Annotated in this window: 13 protein-coding genes; 8 read left to right on the forward strand and 5 right to left on the reverse strand. The window is 72.3% G+C overall.

The window, feature by feature from the left end; translation table 11 throughout:
• Positions 1-19: 19 nt before the first annotated feature.
• Complete coding sequence (locus ABD056_RS05800; protein ID WP_343865293.1) at positions 20-760, reverse strand: SDR family NAD(P)-dependent oxidoreductase; 741 nt, start codon at positions 758-760, stop codon at positions 20-22.
• A gap of 58 nt (positions 761-818) precedes the next feature.
• On the opposite strand from ABD056_RS05800, the gene ABD056_RS05805 reads away from it, so the two are divergent.
• Positions 819-1,436: an SOS response-associated peptidase gene (locus ABD056_RS05805; RefSeq protein ID WP_343865295.1), complete on the forward strand. Its 618-nt coding sequence runs from the start codon at positions 819-821 to the stop codon at positions 1,434-1,436.
• Here the strand turns inward: ABD056_RS05805 and ABD056_RS05810 are convergent.
• Positions 1,429-1,635 (reverse strand): YgaP family membrane protein, encoded by a 207-nt coding sequence (locus ABD056_RS05810; RefSeq protein ID WP_343865297.1) that lies wholly within the window; start codon positions 1,633-1,635, stop codon positions 1,429-1,431. The genes ABD056_RS05805 and ABD056_RS05810 overlap by 8 nt on opposite strands.
• Before the next feature lie 4 nt (positions 1,636-1,639).
• The gene (locus tag ABD056_RS05815) at positions 1,640-1,954 is read right to left on the reverse strand and encodes an ArsR/SmtB family transcription factor (RefSeq protein ID WP_343865299.1); all 315 of its coding nucleotides are present in this window, start codon (positions 1,952-1,954) and stop codon (positions 1,640-1,642) included.
• 104 nt (positions 1,955-2,058) lie between these two features.
• On the opposite strand from ABD056_RS05815, the gene ABD056_RS05820 reads away from it, so the two are divergent.
• The 7 genes from ABD056_RS05820 to ABD056_RS05850 all read left to right on the forward strand — a co-directional run bounded on the left by ABD056_RS05820 (position 2,059) and on the right by ABD056_RS05850 (position 11,832).
• Positions 2,059-3,099 carry an efflux RND transporter periplasmic adaptor subunit gene (locus ABD056_RS05820; RefSeq protein WP_343865300.1) on the forward strand — a complete coding sequence of 347 codons (1,041 nt, stop codon included), beginning with the start codon at positions 2,059-2,061 and terminating at the stop codon, positions 3,097-3,099.
• Complete coding sequence (locus ABD056_RS05825; protein ID WP_343865302.1) at positions 3,096-6,317, forward strand: efflux RND transporter permease subunit; 3,222 nt, start codon at positions 3,096-3,098, stop codon at positions 6,315-6,317. The genes ABD056_RS05820 and ABD056_RS05825 overlap by 4 nt, the downstream gene beginning before the upstream one ends.
• Before the next feature lie 120 nt (positions 6,318-6,437).
• On the forward strand, positions 6,438-7,670 hold the full coding sequence (locus ABD056_RS05830) for a hypothetical protein (RefSeq protein WP_343865304.1): 1,233 nt from the start codon (positions 6,438-6,440) through the stop codon (positions 7,668-7,670).
• A 133-nt stretch (positions 7,671-7,803) separates the two neighbouring features.
• A complete protein-coding gene (locus ABD056_RS05835; protein WP_343865305.1) occupies positions 7,804-9,342 on the forward strand; it encodes a bifunctional aminoglycoside phosphotransferase/ATP-binding protein in 1,539 nt (512 codons plus the stop codon).
• Positions 9,343-9,439: 97 nt separating this feature from the next.
• Positions 9,440-10,303, forward strand: coding sequence for a universal stress protein (locus ABD056_RS05840; RefSeq protein ID WP_343865306.1), 864 nt, complete (start codon positions 9,440-9,442; stop codon positions 10,301-10,303).
• A gap of 54 nt (positions 10,304-10,357) precedes the next feature.
• A complete protein-coding gene (locus ABD056_RS05845; protein WP_343865308.1) occupies positions 10,358-11,047 on the forward strand; it encodes a LysE family translocator in 690 nt (229 codons plus the stop codon).
• A 116-nt stretch (positions 11,048-11,163) separates the two neighbouring features.
• The gene (locus ABD056_RS05850) at positions 11,164-11,832 is read left to right on the forward strand and encodes a DsbA family protein (RefSeq protein WP_343865309.1); all 669 of its coding nucleotides are present in this window, start codon (positions 11,164-11,166) and stop codon (positions 11,830-11,832) included.
• Positions 11,833-11,856: 24 nt separating this feature from the next.
• Here ABD056_RS05850 and ABD056_RS05855 read toward each other — a convergent pair whose 3' ends face one another.
• On the reverse strand, positions 11,857-15,483 hold the full coding sequence (locus ABD056_RS05855; RefSeq protein WP_343865310.1) for an AsmA family protein: 3,627 nt from the start codon (positions 15,481-15,483) through the stop codon (positions 11,857-11,859).
• Between the two features lie 723 nt (positions 15,484-16,206).
• Complete coding sequence (locus ABD056_RS05860; protein ID WP_343865312.1) at positions 16,207-16,440, reverse strand: hypothetical protein; 234 nt, start codon at positions 16,438-16,440, stop codon at positions 16,207-16,209.
• Positions 16,441-16,494: the final 54 nt, after the last annotated feature.

Raw genomic sequence — 16,494 nt, forward strand, 5'->3', positions numbered from 1 at the left:
GCCATCCTCCGCCGTCCGGTCAGTACAGGTGCTGGCCGCCGGTGACGAAGATCTCCGTCCCGGTGACGTAGTTGAATTCCTCGGTGCACAGGCGGAACACCGCCGCCGCCACGTCCTCGGGCTTGCCCATGCGGTCGAGCGGGATGCGCGGGATCAGCGCCTCGTACTCCGGGCTGATCATCTCCGTCTGGATTTCGCCCGGCGCCACCGCGTTGACGCGGATGCCGAGCTGCGCCATCTCCGCCGCCATCTCGCGCGTCAGCCCCGACAGCGCCGCCTTGGAGGTGGAGTAAGCCGAGCCGGCGAAGGGATGCACGTAGTGGCCGGCGATGGAGGTGATGTTGACGATCGCCCCTTTCGCCTTGGCCAGGTCGCCGGCAAAACCGCGGCCGAGCCGCAGCGGGGCGAAGAAGTTCAGCTCGAACACGTCGCGCCAGCCGTCGATGGAGCCGTTGAGGATGCCCAGGCGCTCCTTGAACGGGGTCTTCGGCGACACGCCGGCGTTGTTCACCAGCGCGTGCAGCGGCGCCCCGGCCAGAATGCCCTTCACCTCGCGCAGGAAGGTCTCCACCGCCTCCCGCCCCGTAAGGTCGAGCTGGAAGTGGTGACTCCAGTTGTCGGCGCGGCGCAGGTCGTCGGGCAGCGGCCCGCGGGCGCAGGTGATGACCCGCCATCCTTCCTGCATGAAGCGCAGGGCGGTGGTCTGGCCGATGCCCCGGCTGGTGCCGGAGATGACGACGGTGTTCTGGTCGGTGCTCATGCCGTCAGATAAGCTGATCCGGCGCCGTCCGGCAACAGAGGAAAGACAAGCAGCCGCAATGTGTTCGCGTTACTCCCTGACCTGCGCGCCGATCGACCTGGTGAACCGCTACGGCCTGACCGCGCCGCCGCGCGCACCGCTGCCGATTCCCGAGATCCGGCCGACCGACCCGGCCCCGGTGAAGGGGCGCAAGGGGGTGCTGCTGCGCAAGCATTTCGGCATCCCCTCGCCGCGCGACGGCAAGCCGCTCCTCAACGCCCGCGCCGAGACGCTGACCGAGAAGCCCACCTTCCGCCGCCTGCTGGGCAGCCGCGTGCTGGTGCCGGCGACGGCGTATTATGAATGGCGCAAGGACGGCAAGGCGCGCCACCGCAACACCATCATCCCCGGCAGTGGCAACGGCGACGGCGACGGCACCGCCCTGTTCAGCTTCGCGGGGCTGGTGGACGGGGACTACTTCGCCATCATCACCTGCGCCCCGGCGCCGTCCATCGCCGGGATTCACGACCGCATGCCGGTCATCCTGCCGCGCGAGGCGGAGGACGCCTGGATCTCCGACCTGCCGTTCGAGGCGGTGGCCGACCTGCTGCGGCCGTGGGCCGGCACCATCGCGGCGGCGGAGGATGCCCCTGCCGCCCCTGCCGCCCCGCCCGCGCCGCCCGACCTGTTCAGCTGAACGCCTCGCCCGGCTTCACGCCCAGCTTCTTCAGCACGATGGCGAGCGGGCAGAAGCCGGTGAAGGCCGCCTGCAGCATGTTCAGGCCGACGAAGCCGGTGATCCACAGCGCCCAGGTGATGCCGGCGAACAGGGCGGCGGCGACGGTCAGCAGCACCACGGTGCCGGCGAAGGCAAGAACCACACGATCAATGGACATCACGTTACCTCCCTGAGGATGCGGGCGGCCGGCAGTACAGGCCGGCCAGGGTTTCGATCACCTGCAACGCCGCCGGGCTGGCGACGCGGTAGAAGATGTGCTGGGCCTCCCGCCGGGTGGCCACCAGCCCGTCGTGGCGCAGCCGCGCCAGATGCTGCGACAGCGCCGACTGGCTGAGGCCGACGGCGGCCTCCAGCGCGCCCACCGTCTTCTCGCCGGCGGACAGTTCGCACAGGATCAGCAGCCGCCGGTCGTTGCCGAGCGCCCGCAGAAGGGCGGCGGCAGCCTTGGCGTTGGCGGGGAATGCTGTCGTATCCATACTTGCTAATTTAGCTATGACGAATATATTGGTCAACAGATCATGCGGCGCCCGCCCCTGCCGGGCGTGCGTGCCGCGCCCTCCGACCAGAAGGGACTCTGTTCATGACCTTCCGCCCCCTGCTGGCCGCTGCCGTCGTGGCGGCGGCGTTCGGCACTGCGGCCGTCGCCGTTCCCCCCGCTCCGGCGGCTGCCGCCTCCGGCCTGACCGTCGAGCCGGTGCAGATCCAGGATCGCAAGGCCGTCTTCGCCACCGTCGAGAGCATCAAGGAACTGGCCGCCCGCGCCCGCATCGGCGGCACCGTCGCCGACCTGATCGTCGACGAGGGCGACATGGTGGAGGCCGGCCAGGTGCTGGCGGTGGTGGGCGACGTCAAGCTGGCGCTGCAGATGCAGGCGCTGGATGCCCGCATCGCCAGCCTGCAGGCCCAGCTCGCCCAGGCCCGCACCGAGTTCAGCCGCGCCACCGAACTGCGCCGCCAGGGCGTCATCGCCCAGACGCGGCTGGACGAGGCCCGCACCGAGATGCAGGTGCTGGAACGCACCGTCGACTCCGTGCGCGCCGAACGCTCGGTCATTGCCGAGCAGGCCGGTCAGGGCGCCGTGCTGGCCCCGGCGCCGGGGCGGGTGCTGGACGTGCCGGTGCAGAACGGCAGCGTCGTCCTGCCCGGCGAGACGGTGGCGGTGATCGCCGCCGACAGCTACGTCCTGCGCCTGGAACTGCCGGAACGCCACGCCCGCTTCCTGGCCCGCGGCGACCGGGTGCTGGTCGGCCCGCGCGGCCTGGCGGAGAACGCCACCGGCACCGCCCGCGACGGCGAGATCGTGCAGGTCTACCCGCGCCTGACCAACGGCCGGGTGGTGGCCGACGTGCAGGTGGACGGGCTCGGCGACTTCTTCGTCGGCGAGCGGGCGCTGGTGCATGTGGCGACCGGCACCCGCAGCGCCATCGTGGTGCCGGACGACTACCTGACCCGCCGCTGGGGCCTCACCTTCGCCACCCTGGCCGACGGGACCGAGGTGGTGGTGCAGCCCGGCCAGCCCGCCGCCGGCGGCCGCGAGGTGCTCTCCGGCCTGCGCCCCGGCGACGTGCTGCTGCCGCCGGCCGCCTCGGCCTCGGCCTCGGCGCCGGAGGCGGCCCGATGAAGCTCGGCATTTCGGGGCACATCACCCAGGCCTTCATCCGCTCGCCGCTGACGCCGCTCCTGCTGCTGGCCTCGCTGGTGGTCGGGCTGGTGGCGCTGATCCAGCTGCCGCGCGAGGAAGAGCCGCAGATCAGCGTGCCCATGGTCGACATCATGGTCACCGCCAACGGCCTGCGCGCCGTCGATGCCGCCGAACTGGTGACCAAGCCGCTGGAGGACATCGTCAAGGGCATCGACGATGTGGAGCACGTCTATTCCCAGACCGTGGACGACCACGTCACCGTCACCGCCCGCTTCGACGTCGGCACCAGCGAGGACGCCGCCATCCTGCGGGTGCATGAAACCATCCGCGCCAACATCGCCCGCATCCCCATCGGCATCCCCGAGCCGCTAATCGTCGGGCGCGGCATCAACGACGTGCCCATCGTCGTCCTCACCCTGTTCGCCGAGGACGGCCCGCAGGCGGCGCGGTGGGACGACAACGCCCTGTTCAACATCGCCGACACCCTGCTGCCCGAACTGATGAAGGTGGACAATGTCGGCCTCACCTTCATTGCCGGCGGCCGCGCCGACCAGATCCGCGTCGAGCCCGACCCGGAGAAACTGGCGCTCTACGGCGTCACCCTGAAGGACGTGGTCGACAAGGTGGAGAACGCCAACCGCTCCTTCACCGTCGGCCGGGTGCGCGACGGCGGCCTGTCGCTGCCGGTGGTGGCGGGGCAGACCCTGCAGGGGGTGCCCGACATCGGCCAGCTGTTGGTCACCACCCAGGACGGCCGCCCGGTCTACCTGCAGGACGTGGCCGAGGTGGTGGTCGGCGCCGCCCCCGGCGATGCCCGCGTGTGGCAGGTCCAGGCGGGCGGCAACGGCACGGCGGCCGAGGTTTCCGCCCGGCCGGCCGTCTCCATCGCGCTGGCCAAGCGGTCCGGCGCCAACGCAGTGACGGTGGCCGACGCGGTGCTGACGCGGCTGGAGGGGCTGAAGGGCGACCTCATCCCCGCCGGCATCGCCGTCGAGGTCACCCGCAACTACGGCGCCACGGCGCTGGAAAAGGCCGACGAACTGCTGTTCCACTTGGGCCTTGCCACGGTGTCCATCGTCGTCCTCATCACCGTCGCCATCGGCTGGCGGGAAGGCGTAGTGGTGGCGGTGGTGATCCCCACCACCATCCTGCTCACCCTATTCGCCAGCTGGCTGATGGGCTACACCATCAACCGCGTCAGCCTGTTCGCGCTCATCTTCTCCATCGGCATCCTGGTCGACGACGCCATCGTGGTGGTGGAGAACATCGTCCGCCACTGGCAGATGAAGGACGGCCGCTCCATCCTGCGCAAGTCCATCGAGGGCGTGGCGGAGGTGGGCAACCCGACCATCATCGCCACCCTGACCATCGTCGCCGCCCTGCTGCCGATGATGTTCGTCTCCGGCCTCATGGGGCCATACATGAGCCCCATTCCCGCCAATGCCTCGGCGGCCATGGTGTTCTCGTTCTTCGTCGCCGTCATCATCACCCCCTGGCTGCTGCTGAAGCTGGCCGGCGGCCGGGCGGCGCAGATCGCCGAGGCGCACGGGCATGAAGGCTCCGACAGCGCCATGGGCCGCTTCTACCGCCGCATCGCCGCACCGCTGCTGGTCGGGCGGCGGCGGTCGAAGGTGTTCCTGCTGGCCGTCGGGGCGGCGACGGTGGCCGTCTGCCTGCTGTTCTACACCAAGGACGTGACCGTCAAGCTGCTGCCCTTCGACAATAAGTCGGAGCTGCAGGTGGTGGTCGACCTGCCGGAAGGCTCCACGGTGGAGGATACCGAGCGGGTGCTGATGGCCGCCGCGCGGGCGCTGGCCGACCTGCCGGAACTGCGCGACATGCAGGCCTATGCCGGCACCGCCGCGCCGTTCAACTTCAACGGCCTGGTGCGCCACTACTACCTGCGCGAAAGCCCGGAACTGGGCGACCTGCAGGTCAACCTGGCCGCCAAGGACGCCCGCGACCGCTCCAGCCACGACATCGCGCTGGAGGTCCGCCGCCGCCTCGCCGACCTGCCGGTGCCGGCCGGCACCAGCCTCAAGGTGGTGGAAGTGCCCCCCGGCCCGCCGGTGATGGCGACCCTGCTGGCGGAAGTCTACGGCCCGACGCCGGAAGTGCGGCGGGCGGCGGCGGAGCGCATCAAGCAGGCCTTCCGCGACGTGCCCTTCGTGGTCGATGTCGACGACAGCTACGGCACCCCGGCGGAACGGCTGCGCATCGCCATCAACCAGCAGGCGCTGGAGTATCACGGCGTCGAGGAAGAAGCGGTCTACGACACCATCGCCGCGCTGATGGGCGGCGTGCCGGTGGGCTATTCCCACCGCGGCCACGGCCAGAACCCCATCGAGATCAGCGTCCGCCTGCCCAACGCCGGCCTCACCCCCGGCGAGCGCCTGCTCAGCACCCCGGTGCCCGGCCGTACCGGCATCGTGGAACTGGGCGACGTGGTGACCCTGACCCGCGAACCGGCCAGCCACGTCATCTTCCGCCGCGACGGCCACTATGCCGAGATGATCATGGCCGACCTGGCGGGCGACTTCGAAGCCCCCATCTACGGCATGTTCGCGGTGGAGGAGCGCATCGCCGCCATGGACTGGAGCGACCTCGGCGGCGCCCCGGTCATCGGCTACCACGGCCAGCCGCAGAGCGAGCGCCACGTCACCATGCTGTGGGACGGCGAGTGGGAAATCACCTACGTCACCTTCCGCGACATGGGCGCGGCCTTCGCCGTTGCCATCCTCGGCATCTACCTGCTGGTGGTGGGGCAGTTCGGCAGCTTCAAGCTGCCGCTGGTGATCCTGGTGCCGGTGCCGCTGACGCTGATCGGCATCGTGCTCGGCCACTGGCTGTTCTCGGCGCCGTTCACGGCGACCTCGATGATCGGCTTCATCGCGCTCGCCGGCATCATCGTGCGCAACTCCATCCTGCTGGTGGACTTCATCCGCCACCTGCAGGCCCGCGGCGACCTGCCCCTGCGCGAGGTGCTGCTGGAGGCCGGCGCCATCCGCTTCAAGCCGATCTTCCTGACCGCCGTGGCGGCCATGATCGGCGCCGCCTTCATCCTGGCCGACCCCATCTTCCAGGGGCTGGCGATCAGCCTGGTGTTCGGCCTTGCCAGTTCGACGGCCCTGACCCTGCTGGTGATCCCCGCCATTTACGTATGGCTGCGGGATGATTGCCGCGAGACTTCGTCATGAGCCGTTAATACTTACGGTAATCGTTCCCTCGAAAGATCATGGGATGTACCATCCCGGGTGCCGGGCCTTACCGCCGGCCGGCGAGCCCCTCGCCGCCCGCCCGCACCTCAGGAGGGAACCATGAGCTTCGAAGCAGACTGGAAGCAGGCCAAGAAGGCCTTTGAGGCCGCCACCAACAAGAAGAAGCCCTCGGCCAAGTTCCTGGGGTTCTTCCACAAGTCGGGGGTGGAGGACGCCTTCAAGGCGTATGACAAGGCGCTCGACAAGGGCGACAAGAAGGCGCTGGACGCCGCCCTGGTGGCGGTGGGCAAGGCCGCCTCCGCCTACCATTCCACCTTGGAGAAGGCCGCCAAGGCGGAAACCGACGCCCTTTACGCCAAGGAAGTGAAGAAGCTCGGCGACAAGCTGGACGCCATCGTCCGCGAGGCCGGAGTCGCCGCCAATGCGCGGGCGGAGGATCTGCGCGGGGCCGATGTCGCCGCCGCCAAGACCCTCGCCGAGAAGACCCTGGCGGAAGTCGACAAGGTGTTCAAGGCCGCCCAGGGGGAGTTGCGCACGCTGAACCGCACCTCCGACATCGCCGACGCCCGCCTGCGGGCGGTGATCGAGGCCCAGGGGCGCGGTGACTCCAAGACCGCCAAGGCCGAGGGCAAGGTGGTGCAGGATGCGGTGAAGGCCGCCCAGGGCTCGGAAAAGAAGATCATCGCCGCCCGCGCCAAGGCCGCCTCGGTGTTCACCGCCGGCAAGGCGGCCATCGCCAAGCTGGAGATTCCCAAGGGCCGCCACCCGCACCAGACCATCCTCGACAACACCGACGCCTTCGTCATGAAGCTGGACGATCTGGTGTCCGAAGCCGCCGGCGAGCGCAAGTCGGTGGAAGACGCCCTGGCCGCCGCCGTGGCTGCCGTCAAGGGTGCCCAGAACTCCGAGGCGATCTATGCCGCCAGTTGCGAGAAGCTGGCCAAGCGGGCGGCCAGCATGTCGGACTACTACGACGCCATCGACCGCGAGGCCGGCGGCCTTGCCGACCGCGCCGGCCAGGAAGCCATGACCGCCAGCGAGACCGACGACCCCACCGCCCGCGCCAAGGCGCTGAAGGCGGCGGAAAACTATGTCCGCCGTGCCACCGAGCAGGCCGGCCAGGGCCTGAAGGAAGTGCGCGCCGTCATCCAGGAAATCACCCGCACCCGCGACGGCCTGCCGCCGGCGGTGCTGGAGAACCCCAAGCTGGTGGCCCAGCTGAAGGAAGTGAACGGCTGCCTGGGCGACCTCGCCCGCTCCGAGGCCGGCTTCCAGAAGACGCTGACCAAGGCCGACAAGGTCGCCAAGTCCCTCCCCGCGCTGGCGACCTGACGATCCCGGCCCGGCCGCCGCCCCCCAGGATCGGAGGGCCCGGCGGCCGGGGTGGCGCCCCTGAACCTTCCCCCGCCGCCGCATCCGCGCTACCCTCCGCCGCGTCGCTGCCGTCAACGCCGGAGATCGTGCCGTGTCGCAAGCCCCTGATGCCCAGGCCGCGGTTGTCGCGCTGCTGGCCGATCCCGCCACCCACGGCGGCGAGCGGCCGGAGCGCATAGACACCCACATCTCCACCGTCTTCCTGGCCGGCGACCGGGCGCTGAAGCTGAAGAAGGCGGTCACCCTGCCCTTCCTCGACTTCGCGCCGCTCGCCGCCCGCAAGACCGCCTGCGAAGCCGAGGCCCGCGTCAATGCCCGCGGCGCCCCCGGCGTTTACCAGGGCGTGCTGGCCGTCACCCGCGGCAGTGACGGGCAGCTGTCGCTCGGCGGCGAGGGGGAGGCGGTCGACTACGTCGTCGTCATGCGCCGGTTCGGGCAGGAGACCCTGTTCGACCGTCTGGCCGGGGCCGGCAAGCTCGACCGCCGGGTGATGATGGACCTGGCGGAAGCGGTCGCCGCCTACCACGACGGCGGCGAGCCCGACGACCGCCTGGGCGGGTCCGCCGCCATCCTCGCCACCATCCGCGGCAACCGCCTCAGCTTCCTCGCCAATGCCCCGGCGGTGTTCGACCCGGCGGCGGTGGAGGCGCTTACCGACCGCAGTCTGGCGCTTGGCGAGTCGCTGGCGGCGCTGATGGACGCGCGCCGCGCCGCCGGCTGCGTGCGGCGCTGCCATGGCGACCTGCACCTGCGCAACATCGCCCTGTACGACGGCCACCCGATCCTGTTCGACGCCATCGAGTTCAACGACGATTTCGCCGTCATCGACACCCTTTACGACCTCGCCTTCCTGCTCATGGACCTGGAGGACCGCGATCTGCGCCGGTTCGCCAACATCGTCCTCAACACCTACCGCGAGCGCCGGCCGGAGGTGGAAGGGCTGGCGCTGCTGCCGCTCTACCTCGCCATGCGCGCCGCCATCCGCAGCCATGTGGCCGCCGCCGCTGCCGCCCACCAGCAGGACGACAGCCGCCGGCAGGCCATGCGGGCGGAGGCGCTGCGGCTGTTCGCCCGGGCGGAGGACTATCTGGCGCCGCAGCCGGCGCGGCTGGTGGCGGTGGGCGGGCTGTCCGGCTCCGGCAAGAGCCGCATGGGGCGGGAACTGGCGCCCTTCGTCGGCCGCAGCCCCGGCGCCGTCACCCTGCGCACCGACGTGATCCGCAAGCAGCTGGCCGGCATCGACCCCTATGCCAAGCTGCCGCGCGAGGCCTATACCGCCGACATGTCGGCGCGGACCTATGCAGCCCTCATGGATCAGGCGAAGCGTATACTGTCGACCGGCCAGTCGGTCATCGCCGATGCCGTCTTCGCCCGGCCGGAGGAGCGCGAGGCCATCGCCGCCGTCGCCCGCGAGGCCGGCGTGGCGTTCACCGGCCTGTGGCTGGAAGCCCCGCCCGAGGTGGCGGCGGAACGCATCACCAGCCGCCGGCGCAACGTCTCCGACGCCACGCCGGGGGTGCTGGAACAGCAGCTTTCCTGGGATCTCGGCCCCATGACCTGGACCCGCATCGACTCCGGCGGCCCCAAGGAAGACACCCTGGCGGCCGGACGGAGGACCTGCGGTCTTTAGTGGAACGGCCCTTTCACCCTTCGCCGCAAGGGCGCATACTCGCAGGAAATACAGGCGCTTGTGCCTGAACCGGCAGTTTCTTCAGGAGGGTCGTACCATGCCCGGGATCAAGAACATCCTCGCCGTCGTCGCCGATGCCGAGAGCGGCCGGGTCCCCATGGAGACCGCCTTCGTGCTCGGTCGCGGCCTGCAGTGCCATGTGCAGGTGCTGCACGTGCGCCCCGATCCGGCCCAGGCCGTGCCGCTGGTCGGCGAGGCCATGTCGGGCGCCATGGTCGACGAAATGATGCAGGTGGCCGAGCGCGAGGGCAAGCAGCGGGCCGAGGCCTGCCGCGCCCTGTTCGAGGACTTCTGCGGCCGCTATGCCATCCCGGTGGCGGTGGAGCCGCCGGGCCTCGGCGAGCTGACCGCCGAGTACCGTGTCGAGACCGGCGCCGAGGATGAAGTGGTCGCCACCCAGGGCCGGGTCGCCGATCTGGTGGTGCTCGGCCGTGGCAATGCCGAGACCGAGGCTTCGGCCATGGTCACCCTGCACACCGCCCTGATGGAAAGCGGCCGCCCGGTGCTGGTGGCACCGCCGGAGGCGCCGACTGCTATCGGCGGCACCGTCGCCATCGCCTGGAACGGCAGCGCCGAGGCGGCGCGCGCCGTCACCGGCGCCATGGCGCTGCTGGTGCAGGCCCGCCAGGTGGTGCTGCTGATCGCCAACGAGGACGACGGCGGCGCCAGCGCCACCGATCTGGTCACTCATCTGGCGTGGCACAAGGTGATCTGCCAGACCCGGCAGGTGCCGGCCGACGGCAACACCGGCGCCGCCCTGCTGAAGGCGGCGGGAGAGGTGGGCGCCGACCTGCTGGTGATGGGCGCCTACACCCATTCGCGGCTGCGCCAGCTCATCATCGGCGGCGTCACCCGCCATGTGCTGGAACACGCCCGCCTGCCGGTGCTGCTGTCGCACTGACGGGCGGCACCCGCCGCCACCGCCGAAACACCGCCAAGGGAAGGCCGCCGCCCCATGGACCTGTTGCCCGTCGCGCCGGCCACCCTGGCGCTGTTCCTCGCCGCCACCCTGGCCCTCAACCTGACGCCGGGCCCGGACATGATGTACGTGCTCGCCAACGCCCTGCGCGCCGGATTCCGCGGCGGGCTGGCGGCGGCGGGCGGCATCGTGCTGGGCGCCGTCGGCCATGTGGCGCTGGCCGCCGCCGGCCTCACCGCCCTGCTGGCGGCGCTGCCGTGGGCGCTGGATGCGGTGCGGATCGCCGGCGGGCTCTACCTGCTGTGGCTGGGGTGGAAGGCGCTGACCGGCCCCTCCCCCCTCGGTGCCGCCATGGCCGATACCGCCGTCGCCGCCAGCGCGCAGCGAGGCCGCAGCACGGCGGCAGTGGTGCGCGACGGGTTCGTCACCTGCATCCTCAACCCCAAGGTCGGGCTGTTCTTCCTCGCCTTCCTGCCGCAGTTCGTCGACCGCTCCGCCGCGGCGGCGCCGGTGACGGCGCAGATCCTGTTCCTCGGCGCCGTCTTCTTGCTGTCGAGCTTCGTCACCCTGCTGCCGGTGGCGGCGGCCGGCGGCGGCCTCACCCGCCTGCTGCGCCGCCTGCCGCGGGCCGGTGTGGTGCTCGGCAGGCTGTCGGGGGTGATCTTCATCGCGCTCGCGGTGCGGCTGCTGCTGATGGGCGGCTCGGCGCAGAAGCCCGCCGGCTGAGGCCGCCGGCGATCCGTTCACGTTCGCGTCAGAACGCCGGTCGGGGCTCGCACCCGCCGGTTGCGGGGCGTTAGGCTGCGGCACGTCATCCCGCCGGCCGCCGCCAGGAGAGCCCCATGCCGCACCGATCCCCCCTGCCCGTCGTCGTCGGCCTCGGCCTGTCGCTGGCTGCGGCGGTGTCAACGGTGACGTGGATCGCCTGCGCCCCGGCGGAGGCGCAAGGGGTGATCGTGCAGTCGACGCCGCCGCTCACCCCCGCCACCGTGGCCGCCAGCGACAGCGGCATCGTCACCGGCAACCCGCAGGGCGACGTCACCCTGGTGGAGGTGTTCGACTACCAGTGCCCGGTGTGCCGGCAGGTGCATCCCGACGTCATGCGGCTGGTGACCGAGGACGGCAACATCCGCCTCGTCCACAAGCACTGGCCGATCCTCGGCGCCGCCTCGGTCCATGCCGCCGAACTGGCCCTGGCGGCCCGCTGGCAGGATCGCTACGACGCCGTCCACACCGCCCTGATGGGCCAGCGCGGCAAGCTGACGCGGCAATCGGTGCGCGAGGCGGCAGCCGCCGCCGGCCTCGACCTCGCCCGCGCCGATGCCGACCTGACCGCCCGGCGGGACGAGATCGACACCATCCTGGCCGGTGCGGCGCGCGAGGCCACCATCATGGGCCTGCGGGGGACGCCGGCCTTCCTGGTCGGCAACTACGTGGTGCCCGGCGGCCTCGCCCACGACGACCTGGCGGAGCTGGTGCGGCTGGTGCGCGCCGGGGCCGACGGCGGCTGACCCCCGCCGCCCCGCCCCCTCACCTCACTGCTGCAACAGCAGGTTCTTCAGCGTGTCGCGCAGCACCTTTTCCGGCTTCGGGGCCGGCTGGTCCTGCTGCTGCGGCTGCTCCGTCCCGCCGCCATCGGCGGGCGGCGGGGCGGCGCCGGGAAGGGCCTGCCGCAGGGTGTCGCGCAGGATGTCCTCCGGCCGCGCCGGTGCCGCCGTGTCGCCCTGGCGGCCGGTGCCGACCTTGACGTTGGGCCGGTCGAGCGGGCCCGACAGCGCCACCGGCATCACCTCCGGCAGCCGCACCTGCGTGCCGAGCAGCGCCGTCAGCGCGTTCTGCGCCAGCCGCACCTCGCCGGCCGCCTCCACCGTCCAGTCGGGCAGCGACGCCCGTCCGGCCATGCTGCCGTTGTAGAGGTTGGAACTGATGGTCAGCGGCCGTTCCGGGAAGAACTGGACGATGCCGTCCGCCACCACGAAGTCGGCCCGCACGTCGACGCCGTAGCTGTCGCCGCCCACCGCCCCGGCCAGCCGGTCGAGCGCCCGCAAGGGCGCCAGCACCGCCGCCAGGGCGGAGCCGCCGCCGCTGTCGGCGCGCCGCATGTCCACCTTGGCGAGCGACAGGCTGCCGTCGCCGGTGAGGCTGGAGACCAGCGCCCGCTCGCTGGCGCCGCTGGCCTTCACCGCCGTGCGGAAGTCGAGCCGGCCGCGGGCGGCGCGGTCGCCCTGCAGCGCCTCCAGGGCGGCGCCGATGTCCATCTGCTGCACCGCCGCCGTCAGGTCGAGGGCGGGCGTGCCGCTGCGGCCGCCGGCCAGCGCCGCCTGCAGCGAGAACGGGCCGCCGAACAGGGCGCCGGTCAGCTGCGGCACGGTCAGGGCGCCATCGGCGATGCGGGCGCTGAGGTCGGCATCGGTGAGGCGCCAGCGGTCATAGCTGAGGTCGCGGGCGGTCAGGGCGAGGTCCAGGCGCAGGGCGCTCAGGGCCGCAAGGTCCATGGGCTCCGACGACCACCGCGGCGCGCCGCCGGCGGCCTGGGCCGGCTCCACGGCCGCGCCGGGCGCCGCCGGCAGGCCGGGCGCGGCGGCGAAGGCGGCGGGCACGATGGCCTCCACCAGCCGGTCCACCGCCGCCCGCCGTTCCGCCGGCAGGAAGGTGGTGACCGGCAGGCGGTCGGCCGGCAGCCGCGCCACCACCGCCGGCACCTCGCCGGTGGTGTCGACCGCCATCTGGCCGGACAGGGTGCTCGGCCCCGCCCGCAGGGTCATGTCCGACAGGGTGAAGGCGGCGGTGCTGCCGGTCAGCTTGCCGGCGAGGGCGAAGGGACCGATGTCGCGTCCGCCCTGCGGCTCGTAAGTCAGACCGAAGCGGCGCAGCAGCGCCACCATGTTCTCGTGGTTCACCGCCAGCGTCAGATCGAGCGCCGGGGTGCCGAGCGGATCGGCCACCGCCCCCTCCGCCGTCAGCGTGCCGCCGGCCAGCCGGCTGGCGGTGGTGATGCCGAGGCGGGTGAGGTCGCCGGTCAGGGTCGCCGACAGGCCCAGCGGCGCCGCCTGCGCCACCGCCTCCGGCAGGTCGAGGTCGAACAGGCGCGCCAGCGGCGCCGGGTCCTGGCTGTCGAGGGTGAGCGTCAGCCCCTCGAACCGCGGCGCGCCGCCGAAGCCGGTGAGGGTGCCGCCGAGGCCGAGGCGCGATCCGGCGAGGTTTTCCACCACCGTCTCGCCGAAGGTCGCCTTGCCGTCCTGCACCGTGACGTCCAGGCGGGCGCCGCGCACCTCCCGCCCCTGCCACGTCAGGGTGCCGGCGGAGGCCTTGATGTTGGCGTCGAAGGTGTTGAGAACGGCCAGATCCTGCAGCAGCGGCGGCGCCCCGGCAGGCTGACCGCCGCCCCCGCCCTGGCCGGCCGGCGCGGCGGGAGCCTGGCCGCCGGGCGCCGGCGTCGGCGCGGTGCCGCCACCGGCAGCGGCGGCCTGGCGCGGCAGGTAGGCATCGACGTTCAGCGCATCCACCGACAGGCTGAGGCCGAAGGTGGGCCGCGCCTGCATCGGCCGCACGGCGGCGGCACCCTGGAAGCGGGTGGTGTCAAGCATGCCCTCCAGGCTCGGCACCGCCAGATCGGCGGCGGTGCCCAGCAGGGCGGCGGTGATGGCGAAGTCGCGCAGGCGGGCCGCCGGCACCTCGCCGGCCTCCACCCCCACCCAGTCCAGCAGGCCGCGCAGGTTGTTCGACCGCACCTCCAGCGTGCCGTCCAGGCGGGCGGGGTCGCTGCGGGTGTCGATGAAGCCGAAGGCGTGAACCTCGGAACTGCCGGGCAGCAGCGCATCGGCCTGGTTGACCGTCACCTCGCCATTGGCCAGCGAGGCGCTGACCGCCGCCGCCCGCACCACGCCGCCGCGCCAGGTGATGACGTCGGCGGTGATGTCGACGCTGCCGGTGAGGGACGGCGGCAGGGCGGGGATCAGCGGCTGCTGCGCCACCGCCGGGGCCGCCGCGCCGGGCACCGTCACCGGCGGCGGTTCGGCCGCCACCGCCTGACCGGGGCTGACGGCGGCAGGCGCCGCCGCCACGTCGGTGGCGGCCGGGGCGCGGGCTTCACGCAGCAGGGCATCCAGGTCGATGCGGGTGAAGGCCAGCGCCGCGTCCACCCGCGGCGGATCGGCCAGGGTCAGCGAGGCGCCGCCGGAGCCTTCGGTCTCGCCCAGGCGCAGCGTCATGCCGTCCAGCGCCACCCGCTCCGGCCCCGCCGCCACGGTCGCCGCCAGCCGGAACGGCCGGTCGAGCGGCGCCGTCGGCTCCACCCCCTGCACCGCCGCCAGGGTGCGGGCGAGCGAGGGACTGTCGGCCGTCACCGTGCCCTCGAAGGCGGGAGTGCCGCCGGCGGTCAGGCCGCCGATGCGGCCCTGCAGCACCGCCGAGCCGCCAGCATCGGGCACGCCGAGGGTCAGGGTGAGCGGCGTCGTCCCCTCCCCGGCCGGCAGACGGCCGGTGCGCAGGGCGGCGGTGATGCGGCTGCCGCGCAGGGTGGTGGCAAGATCGCCCTCGAACGGCCCCTGCAGGCTGCCGGCGGCGATGTCGCCGTCGATGGCATCGAGGTGCAGTTCCTCGGCGGCGGCATCGCCCCACAGCAGCGAGCCGTCCTCGATCGTCACCCGGTCGAGCGCCACCGCCAGCCCGTCGCCGGTACCGCCGCCCGCCCCGGAGCCGGGAGCGGGCTGCGGTGCCTCGCTGCCGGGGGGCGGCGGCATTGGTCCGCCGGCGGCCGGAGCCTCGGCCGGCGGCTGGTCGAACACCCAGTTGCCGCGGCCGTCGGGCAGGATCTCCAGCACCACCTGCGGCCGCACCAGGCGCACGGACTCCACCTGCACCCGGCCGCCCAGCAGCGGCCCGAAGGCCACCCGCACCGCCAGTTCCTCCATCCGCACCATGGGCTGGTCGGAGCCTTCCGGGGCATTGGCGAAGGTGACGTCGCGGGCCGCCAGGGTGGGCGCCGGCAGCAGGCGCAGCGACAGGTCGCCGGCGATGTCCAGCCGGCGGCCGGTGGCCTGCTCCACATAGGCCGCCAGGTCGGTCTTGTAGCGGTTCCAGTCGATGAACGACGGCGCCACCAGCACCACCGCCACGATCAGGACCAGCACCGCCGCGACCCCGATCAACACCTTCTTCACGCGCCGTCTCCCGCACCGTCAGCCGGATGAAACTCAGTCAGGCCAGTCTAGCCGCCATCGCCGCTGCCTGAAACCATGGGGAAACGCCTTACGAAAAAAGAGGGGCGGTTCTATGGCGAACCGCCCCACAAGATGATCAAGGAGTCTTGCTCTCTCGATGTCGAAGGCCGGCCGTGACAGATTTGGGGCCTCCGGTGCAGCCGGCCTTCCGCGTCCCGCCGCCGCCCGTGGGCCGGACGCCGTCGGTACGCTCCTGCAGCCACGGCACCCGGTGAGGGAGGCCGCGGCAATCTCGTCAGGACAGGGAAGAGGCGCATCCGGCTGCCGCCGCAAAAACGGCTGCGGCGCCCGCTCCGCCCGCCGGGAGTCCGGCAGCGGCGGCGCTGGCAGCGCGGCGGCGGCATGCGTCGCAAACCACAGGCCGCCGCGTCCGACACCCTGGGCATCGCACGGCGCCCGCTGCGGCGCAGGCCAAGACATGTTCCCCCCTGTCGGGATGCGGCCCGGTTTTCTGTTTATTGCCCAGGTCCGCGCATTCTTTTTATCTTTTTGTCCTGCATCATGTGCAGGACGACAGGATCATGCCATGCGCGCATCGCATGGGCCAGGAAAATCGGCAGCCGCTGACGCATTATCGGGATGTCGGACAGCGGAACGGGCCGCCCCCGAGCGGAGGCGGCCCGCGCTGCGCCGCCAGGGCGGCGGCGTGATCGGTCGGCCGGATCAGTCGAACAGGCGGCCGTCGTCCTCGGTGGCGCGGCCGATGGCGTAACCGCCCGCCGCACCGGCCAGGCCGCCCAGGGCGGCAGACCCGGCGCTGCCGCCAAGCAGCGCACCGGCGGCGGCACCGGCGGCGGCACCGCCGGCGGTGTACTGCTCGTTGCGGCTCATATTGTCGCAGGCGGTCAGCCCGAGGGCACCCAGGGAGACGACGGACACGGCCAACATCTTGCGCATGGAAACCTCCTTCGCTCTGCTGTCTGGCGGGAGGCATGGCCGCTGCCGGCCTGC

Source organism: Caenispirillum bisanense, assembly GCF_039523075.1.
GTDB lineage: Bacteria > Pseudomonadota > Alphaproteobacteria > Rhodospirillales > Rhodospirillaceae > Caenispirillum > Caenispirillum bisanense.

Excerpts from the sequence above, each read along its gene's own strand:
- ABD056_RS05800 (WP_343865293.1), bottom strand. The coding sequence starts at position 760 with ATGAGCACCGACCAGAACACCGTCGTCATCTCCGGCACCAGCCGGGGC.
- ABD056_RS05805 (WP_343865295.1), top strand. The coding sequence starts at position 819 with ATGTGTTCGCGTTACTCCCTGACCTGCGCGCCGATCGACCTGGTGAAC.
- ABD056_RS05810 (WP_343865297.1), bottom strand. The coding sequence starts at position 1,635 with ATGTCCATTGATCGTGTGGTTCTTGCCTTCGCCGGCACCGTGGTGCTG.
- ABD056_RS05815 (WP_343865299.1), bottom strand. The coding sequence starts at position 1,954 with ATGGATACGACAGCATTCCCCGCCAACGCCAAGGCTGCCGCCGCCCTT.
- ABD056_RS05820 (WP_343865300.1), top strand. The coding sequence starts at position 2,059 with ATGACCTTCCGCCCCCTGCTGGCCGCTGCCGTCGTGGCGGCGGCGTTC.
- ABD056_RS05825 (WP_343865302.1), top strand. The coding sequence starts at position 3,096 with ATGAAGCTCGGCATTTCGGGGCACATCACCCAGGCCTTCATCCGCTCG.
- ABD056_RS05830 (WP_343865304.1), top strand. The coding sequence starts at position 6,438 with ATGAGCTTCGAAGCAGACTGGAAGCAGGCCAAGAAGGCCTTTGAGGCC.
- ABD056_RS05840 (WP_343865306.1), top strand. The coding sequence starts at position 9,440 with ATGCCCGGGATCAAGAACATCCTCGCCGTCGTCGCCGATGCCGAGAGC.
- ABD056_RS05845 (WP_343865308.1), top strand. The coding sequence starts at position 10,358 with ATGGACCTGTTGCCCGTCGCGCCGGCCACCCTGGCGCTGTTCCTCGCC.
- ABD056_RS05850 (WP_343865309.1), top strand. The coding sequence starts at position 11,164 with ATGCCGCACCGATCCCCCCTGCCCGTCGTCGTCGGCCTCGGCCTGTCG.
- ABD056_RS05860 (WP_343865312.1), bottom strand. The coding sequence starts at position 16,440 with ATGCGCAAGATGTTGGCCGTGTCCGTCGTCTCCCTGGGTGCCCTCGGG.